Origin of the sequence: Streptomyces sp. NPDC101110, assembly GCF_044759525.1 — a bacterium.
Lineage (GTDB): Bacteria > Actinomycetota > Actinomycetes > Streptomycetales > Streptomycetaceae > Streptomyces.
Genome location: NZ_JBIVZM010000015.1, coordinates 240269 through 255237, shown reverse-complemented (window position 1 = coordinate 255237; position 14969 = coordinate 240269). Strand labels below are relative to the sequence as shown.

General features: G+C 69.2%; 13 protein-coding genes and 1 pseudogene. 8 read left to right on the top strand and 6 right to left on the bottom strand.

Annotated features, from left to right (window positions below; all coding sequences use genetic code 11):
* Position 1: 1 nt before the first annotated feature.
* Complete coding sequence (locus tag ACIQU3_RS30915) at positions 2 to 355, bottom strand: hypothetical protein (protein ID WP_030835946.1); 354 nt, start codon at positions 353 to 355, stop codon at positions 2 to 4.
* A 332-nt stretch (positions 356 to 687) separates the two neighbouring features.
* Here ACIQU3_RS30915 and ACIQU3_RS30910 point away from each other — a divergent pair, with 332 nt between their 5' ends.
* Complete coding sequence (locus tag ACIQU3_RS30910; protein WP_403928836.1) at positions 688 to 1821, top strand: XRE family transcriptional regulator; 1134 nt, start codon at positions 688 to 690, stop codon at positions 1819 to 1821.
* Here the strand turns inward: ACIQU3_RS30910 and ACIQU3_RS30905 are convergent.
* The 3 genes and pseudogenes from ACIQU3_RS30905 to ACIQU3_RS30895 all read right to left on the bottom strand — a co-directional run.
* A complete protein-coding gene (locus tag ACIQU3_RS30905) occupies positions 1805 to 2599 on the bottom strand; it encodes an NUDIX domain-containing protein (protein WP_358437317.1) in 795 nt (264 codons plus the stop codon). The genes ACIQU3_RS30910 and ACIQU3_RS30905 overlap by 17 nt on opposite strands.
* 1181 nt (positions 2600 to 3780) lie before the next feature.
* Positions 3781 to 3933, bottom strand: a complete 153-nt coding sequence (locus ACIQU3_RS30900; RefSeq protein WP_403928881.1) for a hypothetical protein — start codon at positions 3931 to 3933, stop codon at positions 3781 to 3783.
* Positions 3899 to 4030, bottom strand: a pseudogene (locus tag ACIQU3_RS30895) (DnaA ATPase domain-containing protein); the annotation flags it as partial. The pseudogene ACIQU3_RS30895 and the gene ACIQU3_RS30900, both read right to left, overlap by 35 nt.
* 397 nt (positions 4031 to 4427) lie before the next feature.
* Between ACIQU3_RS30895 and ACIQU3_RS30890 the strand changes: the two are divergent.
* From ACIQU3_RS30890 to ACIQU3_RS30860, 7 genes are all read left to right on the top strand, one after another.
* Entirely contained in the window at positions 4428 to 5060 is a 633-nt protein-coding gene (locus ACIQU3_RS30890; protein ID WP_403928833.1) for a hypothetical protein, read from the top strand.
* Between the two features lie 197 nt (positions 5061 to 5257).
* On the top strand, positions 5258 to 5947 hold the full coding sequence (mtrA, locus tag ACIQU3_RS30885; RefSeq protein ID WP_009188938.1) for a two-component system response regulator MtrA: 690 nt from the start codon (positions 5258 to 5260) through the stop codon (positions 5945 to 5947).
* Position 5948: 1 nt separating this feature from the next.
* The gene (gene mtrB, locus ACIQU3_RS30880) at positions 5949 to 8138 is read left to right on the top strand and encodes an MtrAB system histidine kinase MtrB (protein WP_403727159.1); all 2190 of its coding nucleotides are present in this window, start codon (positions 5949 to 5951) and stop codon (positions 8136 to 8138) included.
* Positions 8128 to 9957: an LpqB family beta-propeller domain-containing protein gene (locus ACIQU3_RS30875; protein WP_403928830.1), complete on the top strand. Its 1830-nt coding sequence runs from the start codon at positions 8128 to 8130 to the stop codon at positions 9955 to 9957. The genes mtrB and ACIQU3_RS30875 overlap by 11 nt, the downstream gene beginning before the upstream one ends.
* Before the next feature lie 201 nt (positions 9958 to 10158).
* The gene (locus ACIQU3_RS30870) at positions 10159 to 11082 is read left to right on the top strand and encodes a ComF family protein (protein ID WP_403727154.1); all 924 of its coding nucleotides are present in this window, start codon (positions 10159 to 10161) and stop codon (positions 11080 to 11082) included.
* Positions 11083 to 11393: 311 nt separating this feature from the next.
* Positions 11394 to 12089, top strand: a complete 696-nt coding sequence (hpf, locus tag ACIQU3_RS30865; RefSeq protein WP_403727152.1) for a ribosome hibernation-promoting factor, HPF/YfiA family — start codon at positions 11394 to 11396, stop codon at positions 12087 to 12089.
* Positions 12090 to 12294: 205 nt separating this feature from the next.
* Entirely contained in the window at positions 12295 to 13041 is a 747-nt protein-coding gene (locus ACIQU3_RS30860) for a response regulator (RefSeq protein ID WP_391002962.1), read from the top strand.
* 8 nt (positions 13042 to 13049) lie between these two features.
* On the opposite strand, the gene ACIQU3_RS30855 is transcribed toward ACIQU3_RS30860, so the two are convergent.
* Entirely contained in the window at positions 13050 to 14222 is a 1173-nt protein-coding gene (locus ACIQU3_RS30855; RefSeq protein WP_403727149.1) for a winged helix-turn-helix domain-containing protein, read from the bottom strand.
* A gap of 68 nt (positions 14223 to 14290) precedes the next feature.
* Entirely contained in the window at positions 14291 to 14857 is a 567-nt protein-coding gene (locus tag ACIQU3_RS30850; RefSeq protein WP_403928827.1) for a GNAT family N-acetyltransferase, read from the bottom strand.
* Positions 14858 to 14969 lie beyond the last annotated feature (112 nt).

The following is a 14969-nucleotide window of genomic DNA, read 5'->3' as shown; positions in this document are numbered from 1 at the left end:
ATCAGGCCGCCTCGGATGCCGAACCGGTGGCGGCCAGCGAGGTGACCGCGACCGCGCGGAAGGCGATGCCGTGGCGCTTCTGGCCGTTGAACTCGTTCTCCCACGGCCGGGCAATCAAGCCCGTCAGCGCGACCGGGGTGCCCATCGCCAGGTCGCTGGAGATACCGGGCTCCGGGACGGTGATGGAAAGGATCTCGACTTCGTCGTTCGCCGCGAACATCACGTCCACGGTCATCAGCTTGACGCCGTCGGCGTCGATAGCGATCTCGCCGGTCCTACGGTCACGGACCTTGGGCTGCGGGGCCTTGGCGACCATCACGGTGGCGCCGGACGTCTCGACGGGGATCTGACGCATGATGGAACTCCCTTGAGAGGGGCCGGGAGCGGCGTACTTGCTTGGCGGTGGGTCGCCGCTCTCGTGCGTTGACAGATGAGTGCAGCAAAGCTGCGAGATCGCGCCCCAACTGGTGCGCACCAGTAGGTTGCATCTGGTGCGCACCAGATGTCAAGCGCTGTCGCTGCTTCGGCTTCTCAACTCGCCTTGCTGCGATGGTTCTAGGGAACCGTTTCTGCCAACGCCTCGGTAGCCAACAGGGGTTAACAGCTGACCCGTTAACCCCTGCCGACCTGCGGAGATGTGAGGCATGCTGCTATTAGGTCCCCGGAACCCGAGCAGGATGGCGTGACGTGACGAACGGACTCAGGGCGGCGAGGAACGTACGGGAGTGGTCGCAAGAGCGGCTGGTTCGAGAGATCGAACGACACGCCCGCCAGCACCTGTTGGATGTCGCATCAACGGCCAGCTTGCGCGTGTACGTCTCCGAGTGGGAGAACGGCCGACGCCAGATCTCGGCCCGCTACGCGAAGATCCTTCGCGCGCTGCTCGGCGTTACAGACGCCGAACTGACCGGAGTGCCGGCGGAGTCGGGCCAGCCAGTCGCCGCAGATGGATACGACGAATTGATGGGCCGGATCGATGCGGCCCGCAGCCTCAGCCTGACCATGGTCGACACGTTCATGGATCAGACGGAGTTGCTCAGGACCATGGACCGGCAGATGGGCGCGGCCGGGCTGGTCGACGAGATGACGGCTCACCTGACGAGGCTGGAAGAGGCCCTGACCTTCGCGGTCCTTCCCGAAACCCGACGCCCGGTCGCGCGAGCACTGGCCGGAGCGGCGACGCTGGCCGCATGGCAGGCACTAGATGTGGGTGCGGTCGAACGAGCCTGGCGCCACTACGAGCTGGGGAAGCGGGCCGCCAAGGAAGCCGAAGAGCCGATGTACCTCGCGCACGCCACAGCCGAGCAGGCGTACGTGCTCTGTGATGCGGGGCGAGCATCCATGGCCGTCCAACTGATACGGGATGCTCAGCGACTCGGAGGATCAGCCATGTCCCCGCGGCTAACGGCTTGGCTCCACGCGGCCGAAGCCGAGATCTGCGCTCGCGCAGGACTGCCGGAGGACTGCCAACGGGCACTCGATCGGGCCGCACGCAGCCTGCCTCCAGGAGATGCGGCCCGCGACCCGGACATGTTGAGCATCTTCCTGAACGAAGGGCACCTCACTCGTTGGCGCGGAAGCGCTCTCGCCCTGATAGGTGACGACGAGGCAGTGGGGAGCCTCTACACAGCACTCGACACGGCAGACCCAACCTTCATACGGGCATCCGCCGGACTGCGCTGCGACCTAGCCCAGGCGCACATGGCTCGTGGCGAGCACGACCAGGCGCACGAGCACCTACGCCAGGCCCGCTTGATAGCCAGCCGTACGGGATCAGTGCGGCATCGACGGAGAGTCGAGCAGCTCACGCAGCGGTTGTAGGAGAAGTGCCGGCGGACCGCGAGGACAAGACGTGCAGCAGGGCAACCAGCGTGCCCGATCCCATGAGTTCACCTCGGGCCATGAGACCAGGAATGTCGGAGAGCGGCACCCACGCGATGTGCCCGGCCTCTTCCAGATCCGTCGGCTCACCTACGAGCTTGGCGCCCGTGCCCACGAAGATGTCGTGCGGCGAGTCAACCATGCCCACCATGGGCTGATACGTGACCACGTGCTCGAGGGAATCCGGCCTCCAGCCAGTCTCTTCCTCGACCTCACGCAACGCCGTCTGCAAGGGGTCCTCCCCCGCGTCGACGATGCCTCCCGGGAGCTCCCAGCCGAACGACTGAGGCACGAAGCGATAGCGCCACATCATGAGGACGCGGTCCTGGTCGTCGATGACGGCCGCGATGGCGACGTGGTGCAGCTTCACTACGTGGTGCTCGAAGCGGTCGACTCCCGGCGGCTCAACGTCGACGAGGCTCAGCTTCACCCAACGGTTGTCGTACAGGGTCCGCTCGCCATGGATCTGCCACGGTTCGACGTCCCCCGGAGCCTGAGTAGTCACAGACCGATCCGGCACGCGATAGGAGCTGCGACCATGGACTTCGATGGCGCCTTCAGCAACGAGCTTGGCCAGTACCTGGCGGAGAGCCGTGCGGCCGATGCCCAGCTCATCGGACAGGGTTCGCTCTGATGGAATCTTGGAGCCAGGCAGGTACTTCCCCGTCGAGATCCACTCGCGGATCGTGCGGTAGACCCGCTCCGACTTCGGTCCCATCCGGTGAGCACGCTCCCTGAAGCTTGAGTGACTGCGACGGGAGCAAGCGTAGCGACCAGGTACGAAAGTCGTAAGTGAATGCCGTCTCCGCGATCACCACGCGCGGTAGAACTTTCCCTACTTCATCAAGGCACCCGGCTGCGCTCCGCTCCGCCGGGCGCGCTTCCCGGCTCCGCTCCGCCGCCGCTCCTGCCTTCGGCCCGCTCCGGCGGGCTGCGCCGACGCGCGCCCACGCGTGGATAGGGCCGGTAGCCATGCGTCGAACACCGCACTTAACGTCCGCGGTTAGAACAGTGCCTCCGGCGGGGGATCGGCCGGCACCGGGATGGAGGGGGCGCCGTCCCCGACTGCGGGTCCGTAGTGGCGTGCGCGGGAGGCTCCCATCCCGTACGCCATCGACCCAGGCAGAGCCGAGCAGACGCGGCCCATGGCGTCCAGGTCGTTCGTACAGTGGCGCGCTCCACCTGGACGCCATGAACCACGCCTGCTCCACGGTGTGTGGGTCGACGGCGTACGGGATGGGAGCTGGGGTTGTAGTGGGTTACTCAGGCAGTGCGGAGTGTGCCGTTAGCAGGCCGGTCGGCACACTCCTTGACACGGCTCAGTGGTGGTGATTCCACCAGTACAACGCGAGCACTCCGATCCCACTCACGCTCGCCTTGACTGCGATGCGCACCAGCTCGTCGCCGGCAGAGTGAAGGAGTCGGCGGAAGTGCCGCCGGGCGGACCGCTCCGCGAGGTGGACGTGCCTTGGGCCGCGCTCTCGCGACGTCTGGGTGATCTTTGCTGTCGGTCGATGTCCGACCCGGCGCCTACACTTCCTTTTGCTGGGAATCTCAGCCTCCCCTGGTTGATGTTCCTGACGGTGTTGGCGGCCTCCTGCGTAGGACCAGGGGGCCGCCGCCGTTTCCGGTGGAGGCCCTGTCGGCCGCGGGTCTAGTTTGACGCACGGCACTGACAGTAGGTGCCTTTCGGGGGTGAGGCCGATCAAGGGCACCCCCCCACGGGCGCGGGGTAGAGCCCTCAGGCGCAGGGTCACGAGGTTGAGCTTCTGCCGCCGTGAGCGAGACGTCTTATAAGGACAGGCGAGGCCCCACCGCCACCCTCGTCGGCTACGGCGTTTTCAGGTAATAGCTGGCAAGGGGCCCCGTCCGCCACAACCCCCTGTGGTTGCTGAACGCCTAGATCTTGTGCAGCTCGCCCTTGTTCTTGATGCGGTTGGTCAGCTCCGTGACCTGGTTGCAGATGGAGCGACGTTCGGCCATCAGATAGTGGATCTTGCCGTCCTCGTGCATGACGGTGGAGCGTGTTGAAGGTGTGGAAGAACTCCTCATGCGTCGACTCCTTGTCCGCGAGGAACTTGATGTCGTCGACGAGCAGGATGTCCATCTCGCCGTACCGCTTGCGGAAGCTGTCGCCCCCGCCGTCACGAGTTCAGACCGCATCCGGTTGCGCGATCTTCCAAGCTCGTGCTGCCTGGCTTGCGCAGTGGCGCATGGCTGGGTCTTAGCTCCGCCGGCCTTGGCCTACGACAGCCCCCGTCAGGTGGGTACGCTGTCAGTAGCTCGCGCCGGAGCGGAGGTTTCGTTGAGTCCAGTCCCTGGCTTTCCAGCGATGACGGCCAATAAGTTGCGTCGGATCTTGGAAGGACTGGGCTACCGAGAGGTAGCCGACAGCGGCAAGGGAAGTCATACCTGGTTGGAGGCGGAAGGAAGACCTCGCATCCGCTGGGCGTTCCACAAGCGGGAGCTTTCCCCGATCGAAGTCCGTAACGTGTTGGTTAACCAGGCAGGATTGACCCTGCCGGAAGCCAGGAGGGCGGTAGGCAATGGCTGATCAGGTCGTCCACGTCTTGCTGACTGACTACGGCCAGTACGGGTGGGGCATCACGAGCCCTCAGCTTCCCGAGCTGATTGGCGGGCGTGACTCCTACCAGGAGATTCGTGACGATCTGAAGGACATTGTGGCCTTCGGGGGTGCACCTGAGGGCGCGCAGGTGGTCGTCCACCGCCAGATGTACGTTGTCGTGCCGGGCAGCGATGAGGCGTGCATTGTGCGCTTTGCGAACGATGAGTACGAGTTTGATCGTTTTGAAGCCGGGATGCGCCTCACTGGTGTTCTGAAGGACGCCGGTCAGAGGGCGCAAATCATGGCTGGTCCGAAGCTGGCCACCGGGGAGCGCTTGTTCATTTGCGCGGTGCCGAGTGACACCGTTCGTTGGCTGTCGGAGCAGCTCCTCCCGGGCGAGGTCGCCTCGCTCGTCACTAGCTTCGCGGACGAGTGGCTCGGCGGAGGCAAGCCGATCATCGAGATGCCCTTTGGGTATGCCCTCAAGCGCTCAGATGGAGATTGGTCGTCACTCAGCGATGCTGGACTGACGGAGGACTCGACCTTGGCCGACATGCTCATGGCCCGAGACTCGGGGAAGATCTCCCAAGATGTCCCGTTGGTGGCTTGCTGATCACTGTATGGCAGCGATGCCAGGCCCGGCGTATGGACGCCGGGCCATTCTGTTGCCCAGCAACCACCAACTGGCCTGACATCCGCTGCTGACATCAACAGCGGCGGACAGGGGCAGACAGTTACGGCTCAGTACGACTATCGTCACTGGTCAGTGACCTGCCTCACCACCACCTTCGCTGCCGTTATGAGAATGGGATGATGTCGTTTATGAAGGGACGAGTCCTGGTCGTCGACGACGACACCGCACTGGCCGAGATGCTCGGCATTGTGCTGCGTGGTGAGGGTTTCGAGCCGTCGTTCGTGGCTGACGGTGACAAGGCGCTGGCCGCGTTCCGTGAGGCCAAGCCCGATCTGGTGCTGCTCGATCTGATGCTGCCCGGCCGGGACGGCATCGAGGTGTGCCGTCTGATCAGGGCGGAGTCGGGTGTGCCGATCGTGATGCTGACGGCGAAGAGCGACACCGTCGACGTGGTCGTGGGTCTGGAGTCGGGCGCCGACGACTACATCGTGAAGCCGTTCAAGCCGAAGGAGCTGGTGGCCCGGATCCGGGCGCGGCTCAGGAGGTCGGAGGAGCCCGCTCCGGAGCAGCTCGCCATCGGTGACCTGGTTATCGACGTGGCGGGGCACTCCGTGAAGCGGGACGGGCAGTCGATCGCGCTGACGCCGCTGGAATTCGACCTGCTGGTCGCGCTCGCGCGCAAGCCGTGGCAGGTGTTCACGCGCGAGGTGCTGCTGGAGCAGGTCTGGGGCTACCGGCACGCGGCGGACACGCGGCTGGTCAACGTCCATGTGCAGCGGCTGCGCTCCAAGGTCGAGAAGGACCCGGAAAAGCCGGAGATCGTGGTGACCGTCCGCGGTGTCGGATACAAGGCAGGGCCGAGCTGACATGACCGGCGACAGTGCCGCTTCGGCGCCCGGCCGGTCCGGGGCCCGCCCGGAGCGGCCTGTCGGGCGGAAGAGGTCCGGCTCCCGCTGGGGGCGGTTCCTGGAGAGCGGGCTGCTGCTCCAGGGCGGAGTGCAGGGCAGCCCGGTCATCCGCCTGTTCATGCGGTGGGTGCGCCGGCCGCTGCTGCCCGTCATGCGGCTGTGGCGGCGCAACATCCAGCTCAAGGTCGTCGCCACGACCCTGCTGATGTCGCTGGGCGTGGTGCTGCTGCTGGGCTTCGTCGTCATCGGGCAGGTGCGCAACGGCCTGCTGGACGCCAAGGTGAAGGCCTCGCAGAGCCAGGCCACAGGCGGTTTCGCGGTGGCCAAGCAGCGGGCCGACGAGGCGGCGAGCGGCACGGGCGACGATGTCGCCACTGCGGACGGCAGGCCCGCGCAGAACGTCATCCAGTGGATGAGCGACCTCGTCTCGTCGCTGTCCAGCGGCGGCCAGGGCGCTTTCGACGTGGTAACGCTCCCGGCCTCGGACACCGACGGCACCGGCGGGCGCGGACCGCGTGCCTCGGGTGAGGTGAACTGGAGCAAGAGCGTGCCCGCCGATCTGCGGGAGCGGATCGGCAGCAGCACGACGGCCGCGCAGAGCTACACGCGCATCGTCTACAACAACACTACCCAGGACTCCCAGCCGGGCCTCGTCATCGGCAAGCAGGTCAACGACCCCAACGGCAACCCCTACCAGCTGTACTACCTCTTCCCGCTCACCCAGGAGGAGAAGTCGCTGAGCCTGGTCAAGGGCACGCTGGCGACGGCCGGGCTGTTCGTCGTCGTGCTGCTCGGGGCCATCGCGTGGCTCGTCGTGCGGCAGGTCGTCACGCCGGTGCGGATGGCGGCGGGGATCGCCGAGCGGCTGTCGGCCGGGCGGCTCCAGGAACGCATGAAGGTCACCGGCGAGGACGACATCGCGCGACTCGGTGAGGCCTTCAACAAGATGGCGCAGAACCTCCAGTTGAAGATCAGCCAGCTGGAGGACCTGTCGCGGATGCAGCGCCGGTTCGTCTCCGACGTGTCGCACGAGCTGCGTACGCCGCTGACGACCGTACGGATGGCCGCTGACGTCATCCACGAGGCGCGTGTGGACTTCGACCCGGTGACCGCGCGATCGGCGGAGTTGCTCGCCGACCAGCTGGACCGGTTCGAGTCGCTGCTCGCGGACCTGCTGGAGATCAGCCGTTTCGACGCAGGCGCCGCGGCGCTGGAGGCGGAGCCGACAGACCTCAGGAACGTCGTACGGCGGGTGGTCAGCGGGGCCGAGCCGCTCGCGGAGCGCAAGGGCACGCAGATCCGGATCGTGGGCGACCAGCAGCCCGTCGTCGCCGAGGCCGATGCCCGGCGCGTGGAGCGGGTGCTGCGCAACCTCGTCGTCAACGCCGTCGAGCACGGCGAGGGCAAGGACGTCGTCGTCAGGCTGGCCGCGGCGGGCGGTGCGGTCGCCGTGGCGGTGCGGGACTACGGCGTCGGGCTCAAGCCGGGCGAGGCGACCCGCGTGTTCAGCCGCTTCTGGCGGGCGGACCCGGCACGCGCGCGTACCACCGGGGGCACGGGCCTGGGGCTGTCCATCGCCCTGGAGGACGCGCGGCTGCACGGCGGCTGGCTGCAGGCGTGGGGCGAGCCGGGCGGCGGATCCCAGTTCCGGCTGACGCTGCCCAGGACCGCCGACGAGCCGCTGCGCGGATCCCCGATACCGCTGGAGCCCAAGGACTCACGGCGCAACCGGGGGCTCGACGACGCCGGTCTGCCGTGCGGCGGGGACGGCGAGAAGCGGGCAACCGTACCGGCGCAGCCGGTGAGCGGGTCGGTGCCGCAGGGGGCCAAGCGGGACCCGATACCGCCGCGTGTCGCTCCGACGGCGGACCCGACGGCGCTGCCCGGCAACGGTTCGCGGGTGGTGCCCAGGCCCGCCTCGGGCACGCGGCGGGCCGACGAATCGGCCGGGGCGAAGGAGCCGGGCCCCGGTGAGGCGGCCGACGGCCGGGAGGGGGCCCGGCGCGACGAGGGTGCCGGTGGCCGGACCGGGCGGGACCCGGTGGTGAACGGCCCGCGGGACGGGGACGACGGTTCCGCGGGCCCCGGCAACCGTGGGAACGGGCCGGGGAACGTGGACAGGCAAGGGGAGGCATCTCGTGGGCGCTGACCGCGAGGGGCGCGGCCGGCGCAGGCCCGCGCGCGTGATGGCGTACGCCGCCGGTGGCGTCCTGGTGCTGGCGGGATGTGCCTCGATGCCGGACAGCGGGGATCTGCGCGGCGTGGAGTCCACACCGCGCCAGGAGACCCAGGTGCGGGTGTTCGCCGTGCCGCCGGGGGAGGACGCGCCGCCCTCGGAGATCGTGCAGGGCTTTCTCGAGGCGCTCACCAGCGACGACCCGCACTACAAGACCGCGCGTCAGTACCTCACCGGCGAGGCCGCGAAGACGTGGCGGCCCGAGGTGTCCGCCACGGTCCTGACCGACGGGCCGGGCGCCAAGCCCGAGGCGGGCGCCGGTGGCGAGGACACCGGCGAGATCTCGTACATGCTGACCGGTACCAAGGTCGCCACCGTCGACGCCCAGCAGGCGTACGCGCCGGCGACCGGGGCGTACGGCAGGAGCGTGCACCTGACCCAGGACGCCAAGCGGCAGTGGCGGATCGACGCGCTGCCGCAGGGCGTCGTCATGGGCGAGTCGGACTTCCAGCGCAACTACATGTCGGTCAGCAAGTACTACTTCGCTTCGAACACCGCCGCGGCCGGGTCGAAGGCCCAGCCCACCGCGGTCGCCGACCCCGTGTACGTGCGCCGACGCGTGGAGCCCATGACGCAGATGGTGAGTTCCCTGCTCAAGGGGCCCACGCGGTGGCTCGGACCGGTGGTCAGGTCGAGCTTCCCCAGCGGTACGGCGCTGGCAAAGGACGCCGGAGCGCTGACGCCGGACGACCGGAACCGGCTGACGGTCCCGCTCAACGACAAGGCCGCCGGCATCGGCGCGAACCGGTGCCGGGAGATGGCCGCCCAGATCCTGTTCACGCTGCGCAACCTCAGCCCGGCCGTGGACGAGGTGGGGCTGCGGGCCGACGGTTCGGAGCTGTGTTCGCTCACGCAGGCGGGGGCCGACACGGCGGCGGCCAGGAGTTCGGCGCGCCACCCCGACTACCTGTACTTCGTGGACGGCAAGCACCGGCTCGTCCGGATCCCCGCGGGCAGCAGCGGAACGAAGCCGGACCCGGCGCCCGGGGCGCTCGGTGACGGGGAGACGGCGCTGCGGTCGGCGGCGGTCTCGCGTGACGAGCACACCGCGGCGGGCGTCAGCCTCGACGGCAAGTCGCTGTACGTGGGCTCACTGGTCTCCGGCGGTTCGCTGGGCGAACCGGTGCTGCGCAGCCAGGGCCGGGCCGAGAAGGACCGGCTGACGACGCCCAGCTGGGACGCGGACGACGGTCTGTGGGTGGCCGACCGCGATCCCGACGACCCCCGGCTGCTCCTCTTCCAGGAGGGCAAGGGCGACCCGGTCCAGGTGCGCATGCCGCACCTGGACGGACGGATCCAGTCCGTGCGGGTGGCCGCCGACGGGGTGCGGATCGCGCTGGTCGTGGAGAAGGGCGGCAAGAAGACCCTGCTCGTCGGGCTGATCGAGCGGGACGAGAAGCCGGGTGCGGAGCCGACCGTCAGGGTCGTCGAACTGCGCTCCGCGACGCCGGAGTTGGAGGAGGTCACCACCATGTCGTGGGCCGGGGACAGCCGGCTCGTGGTGGTCGGGCGCGAGCACGGCGGGGTGGAGCAGATGCGGTACGTCCAGGTCGACGGCTCCACGCCGGACGTGCCGGCCCCCGCGGCACTGACCGGGGTCAAGGAGGTCACCGCCGCCGAGGACGACCAGCTGCCGCTGGTGGCGTACTCGGTGGACGGCATCGTCCGCCTGCCGTCGGGCGAGCAGTGGCAGAAGGTGACGGAGGGGACGGCGCCGGTCTATCCGGGGTGAGGCGCCGTCGCCCTTGGCGGCAGGTGCGCCCTGCGGCAGGTACGGCCGGGGTGTGCCGGGTGCGGGCGGCCGCTCCTGCGAGGCCGGGCCCTGAGGGCGTCGCCCGTGTGGGGGATGCGCTGGTGGCGGGGCGGCTGGTTGTCCACAGGCGGTTGTCCACAGGGGTGGCCGGGTCCGGGCCGGGGCGGCACAGTGGTGGACATGCGGAGGTGGTGGCAGGACCTCAGCGACCTGGTGCTGCCGGGCGAGTGCGGAGGCTGCGGGGCGCCCCGTACGGTGCTGTGCGCGCGCTGCCGTGCGGTGCTGGGCGGGAGGACGGCGCATCGGGTGCGGCCCGTGCCGGAGCCGCCCGGGCTGCCTCGGGTGCACGCGGCTGCGCGGTACGCGGACGAGGTCCGGGCGACGCTGCTGGCTCACAAGGAGCGGGGTGCCCTGGCGCTCGCAGGACCGCTCGGGGCGGCTCTGGCGGGAGCCGTGCACGCGGGGCTCCGGGACGCCTCGTCCACGGCGGGGGCCGCGGCGGCGCGGCCCCGGGGCGGCAGGGTTCCCGTGCTGCTCGTGCCGGTGCCGTCCGGGCGGCGGGCCGTGCGGGCCAGGGGACATGATCCGGCGCGGCGGATCGCGCTGGCGGCGGCGGGTGAGTTGCGGCGGCGGGGGCTCGCGGCCCGGGTGGCCGGCGTGCTGCGCCAGCGACGGGCCGTGTCCGACCAGGCGGGGCTCAACTCCCGGCAGCGACTGGCCAATCTCGCGGGCGCGCTGGCGGTGGCGCCCGGAGGGGCGCGGCTGCTCCGCGGTCGGCCGGTCGTCCTCGTCGACGACGTGATGACCACGGGGGCGTCCCTGGCGGAGGCCGCCCGAGCCGTGCGGGCGACCTCGCACGGGCCGCGGCTGTCCGCGGAGGCGACGGGGCCGATTTGGAACGATGCATGGACTTCGGCCGTGTACGGGGGAGAGACGTGGGAAAGCAGAGAGGAACAGAACGTCGGATCAAGGCGAGAGAGGACGGGCCGGCGGCCCGCCCGGCAGGTGAATGCGGGTGCGGTCGACGTCGACGGAGTCGTCGACGTGGTGTGCGCGGCGGTTGTCGCGGCCTCACCGGACTCTTTCGAAATAAACCGGAACTGATTGAGATCTTGTGTCGTTGCAGGTAACGAGAGGGCCTTTTCACCTGAACGGAGGTACGCCGCAGTAGAGGGTGACGACATCCGGCCGGGCGAGATATGTTCGGTTGAGAGGGAAAGCCGCAGGCCACACCTCTTCAATCCGAATGCCGTACAGCGGGTTTTTCCATCACTCGCGACGGTGGAGTGGAGATCTCGCTCTCGGGGGAGGAGGTGGAAGTCACCGCGAGTCCGAGGTTCCGGGACTCACCGGAGCCTGGTGCAAAAGGGAGGCGCTCCGCATCGAGGCGGAGCGATCCGGGAACGGAGTTCTGCGTGGACATCGTCGTCAAGGGCCGCAAGACCGAGGTGCCCGAGCGGTTCCGGAAGCACGTGGCCGAGAAGCTGAAGCTGGAGAAGATCCAGAAGCTCGATGGCAAGGTGATCAGCCTCGACGTCGAGGTGTCCAAGGAGCCCAACCCCCGGCAGGCCGACCGCTGTGACCGAGTGGAGATCACGCTCCGCTCCCGCGGCCCGGTGATCCGGGCGGAGGCAGCAGCGAGCGATCCGTACGCGGCGCTCGACCTGGCGGCGGAAAAGCTGGAGGCCCGGCTGCGCAGGCAGCACGACAAGCGGTATTCGCGCCGTGGTGCGCGCCGGATCCCGGCCGCAGAGGTCGCCGACCACGTTCCGGGCGTGGCGACGCTCAACGGCAACGGGCTGGTGCCCTCCTCCCAGGAGGAGCCAGAGGCAGTACCGACGAAGAAGATCGGCTCGCTGGAAGTGCAGGGTGACGGTCCCATCGTCGTCCGCGAGAAGACACACGTCGCAGCCCCCATGACCCTCGACCAGGCTCTCTACGAGATGGAGCTGGTCGGGCACGACTTCTATCTGTTCGTCGACTCCGAGACCAAGGAACCGAGTGTCGTCTACCGACGGCACGCCTACGACTACGGCGTGATCCACCTCAGCACGGACACGATGGTCACACAGGCGCACTCCCCCGACGCGGGCGGTGCGCTCGGCGGCTGACCATGCCGGGTGACAGCGGAACAGGTGCCCCTGGAGCGCGTGTGCGCCCCCAGGGGCACCCCCGTGCGACCACTTCGCGCCCCGCTCCGGCACCCCGGCGCCGTGCGGGCATGAAATCATGGTGGCCGCGGCCCAACCGGTGGGTCGTTGCTCTGGGTTGGCGATGGCTCAGGACCTCAGGCCACAGCCTTCAGGGGGAGGAACGATGGCGGACAGCTTCGGACCGATGCGTGACGAGGATGCCCACGACGGCGTCGTCGGCATGGGCCCGGACTCGGGGACTCCACGCAAGGAACCGATCAGAGTCCTCGTGGTGGACGATCACGCCTTGTTCCGTCGTGGCCTGGAGATCGTGCTCGCCGCCGAGGAGGACATCCAGGTGGTCGGGGAGGCGGGCGACGGCGCCGAGGCCGTGGAGAAGGCCGCCGACCTGCTGCCCGACATCGTTCTGATGGACGTGCGGATGCCCAAGCGGGGCGGGATCGAGGCGTGCACCTCCATCAAGGAGGTGGCACCCAGCGCCAAGATCATCATGCTGACGATCAGCGACGAGGAAGCCGATCTGTACGACGCCATCAAGGCGGGCGCGACCGGCTATCTCCTCAAGGAGATCTCCACGGACGAGGTCGCCACCGCCATCCGCGCGGTCGCCGACGGGCAGTCCCAGATCAGTCCGTCCATGGCGTCGAAGCTCCTCACGGAGTTCAAGTCGATGATCCAGCGCACGGACGAACGGCGGCTGGTGCCCGCGCCGCGCCTGACCGACCGTGAACTGGAAGTGCTCAAGCTCGTCGCCACGGGAATGAACAACCGGGACATCGCCAAGGAGTTGTTCATCTCCGAGAACACCGTGAAGAACCACGTCCGCAACATCCTGGAGAAACTGCAACTGCACTCCAGGATGGAAGCGGTGGTGTACGCGATGCGGGAAAAGATCCTCGAGATCCGCTAGGCGGGGTCTCAGTCGAGCAGGCGGGCGATTTCCCTGGCGAGGGGCTCGCGCAGGTCCGGCGAGTCGACCCGCTCGACGCGGACGTCCGTGCAGTCCACCCAGGTCGCCGCCTCGGCCAGGGCCTGGGCGACGGCCGGGACCGCCTTCGGACCGTCGAGCGTGGCCTGCTTGGCCACCAGCGTGCGGCCCTCACGGGCAGGGTCCACGCGGCCGACGAGACGCCCGCCGGCCAGCACCGGCATCGCGAAGTACCCGTGGACGCGCTTCTGTTTGGGGACGTAGGCCTCCAGGCGGTGGGTGAAGCCGAAGATCCGCTCCGTGCGCGACCGCTCCCAGATCAGGGAGTCGAAGGGTGACAGGAGCGTGGTGCGGTGGCGGCCGCGCGGGGGTGTCCGAAGTGCCGCGGGGTCGGCCCAGGCCGGCTTGCCCCAGCCCTCCACCTGGACCGGGAGCAGGCCCGAATCGGCGATCACCGCGTCGACCTGCTCACCCTTGAGGCGGTGGTAGTCGGCGATGTCCGCACGCGTACCGACTCCGAGGGAGCGGCCCGCCAGGCCCACCAGGCGGCGCAGGCACTCGGTGTCGTCCAGTTCGTCGTGCAGCAGCTCCCGCGGGACGGCGCGCTCGGCGAGGTCGTAGACGCGCTTCCAGCCGCGGCGCTCCACGCAGACCACCTCGCCGTACATCAGGGCGCGTTCGACGGCGACCTTGGAGCCGGACCAGTCCCACCAGTCGCTCGTCTTCTTCGCGCCGCCCAGTTCCGTGGCCGTGAGGGGGCCCTCGGAGCGGAGCTGCTTGACGACCTGGTCGTAGGTGCCGTCGGGCAGTTCGTGGCCCCAGTGCGGGCGGTTGCGGTAGGCGCGGCGGCGGAAGGCGAAGTGGGGCCACTCCTCGATGGGCAGGATGCACGCGGCGTGCGACCAGTACTCGAAGGAGTGCGTGTCCCGCCAGTAGGCCTCCTCCACCGTCCTGCGGCCCACCGCGCCCAGGCGGGCGTACGGGACGAGTTCGTGGGAGCGGGCCAGGACCGAGATGGTGTCGAGCTGTATCGCGCCCAGGTGGCGGAGGACTCCGCGAACGCCGGAGCGCCGGTCGGGAGCGCCGAGGAGGCCCTGGGCGCGGAGCGCGATCCTGCGGGCCTCGTCTGCGGAGAGTTCTGCGGTGGGGCGCGGGGTGGTCATGGTCGCAGAGTAGGGCGCGGGACTGACAGTGCGGTGTGACCTGCGGGTCTGCCGGGCGGCCGAGCCGGTCAGCGGGCCGGCAGGTACGGGGCTGTCGACGGCAGGCCCAGGTCCGAGGGGAGGAGGGATCCCACCCAGGTGTCCTGGCGGACTCCCTTGTTGTTGGTCGCGGAGCGCAGCGTGCCCTCGATCGTGAAGCCCGCTCGCTCCGCCACCGCGCGGGACGCCCGGTTGCCCACGGTCGCCCGCCATTCGACGCGGTCGATCGCGGCGTGCGTGAAGGCCCACCGGCAGGCCGAGAGGGCGGCCTCGGTGACGTAGCCGTTGGCGCGGTGCTGCTTCGCGGCCCAGAAGCCGATCTCGCCCATGCCCAGGGCGCGCATCGTGATGCTGAGCATGCCCGCCAGCTCTCCGGAGTGCAGGAAGACGCCGAAGGTGAACATGGAGCCGTCCGCCCAGCCGTCGGGGGCGAGTTGCTCCGTGAAGCTCCTGGCGTGCTCGCGCAGGTAGGGGGAGGGGATCGTGGTCCAGCGCTGGATGTCTGGGTCCTGGCAGGCGTCGTACACCGCGTCGGTGTCCTGCGCGCCCACCGGGCGCAGCACGAGGCGGTCCGTGATGAGGGTGACGGGGTCCATCGGCCGATTCTGCTGGGCGGCGGGCCCCGGAGCCATCTGTTTGCGTCTCGTGAGGGGGTGGTCACGCTTTGTGCAATTCGATTCGGAGGTGCGGCACTATCCGGGGGCGCCG

Bases quoted from the DNA above. Each gene is read 5' to 3' on its own strand.
- ACIQU3_RS30860 (WP_391002962.1), top strand. From the start codon at position 12,295: ATGGCGGACAGCTTCGGACCGATGCGTGACGAGGATGCCCACGACGGC.
- ACIQU3_RS30905 (WP_358437317.1), bottom strand. From the start codon at position 2,599: ATGGGACCGAAGTCGGAGCGGGTCTACCGCACGATCCGCGAGTGGATC.
- ACIQU3_RS30850 (WP_403928827.1), bottom strand. From the start codon at position 14,857: ATGGACCCCGTCACCCTCATCACGGACCGCCTCGTGCTGCGCCCGGTG.
- ACIQU3_RS30900 (WP_403928881.1), bottom strand. From the start codon at position 3,933: ATGAGGAGTTCTTCCACACCTTCAACACGCTCCACCGTCATGCACGAG.
- ACIQU3_RS30855 (WP_403727149.1), bottom strand. From the start codon at position 14,222: ATGACCACCCCGCGCCCCACCGCAGAACTCTCCGCAGACGAGGCCCGC.
- mtrA (WP_009188938.1), top strand. From the start codon at position 5,258: ATGATGTCGTTTATGAAGGGACGAGTCCTGGTCGTCGACGACGACACC.
- mtrB (WP_403727159.1), top strand. From the start codon at position 5,949: ATGACCGGCGACAGTGCCGCTTCGGCGCCCGGCCGGTCCGGGGCCCGC.
- ACIQU3_RS30890 (WP_403928833.1), top strand. From the start codon at position 4,428: ATGGCTGATCAGGTCGTCCACGTCTTGCTGACTGACTACGGCCAGTAC.
- ACIQU3_RS30915 (WP_030835946.1), bottom strand. From the start codon at position 355: ATGCGTCAGATCCCCGTCGAGACGTCCGGCGCCACCGTGATGGTCGCC.
- ACIQU3_RS30870 (WP_403727154.1), top strand. From the start codon at position 10,159: ATGCGGAGGTGGTGGCAGGACCTCAGCGACCTGGTGCTGCCGGGCGAG.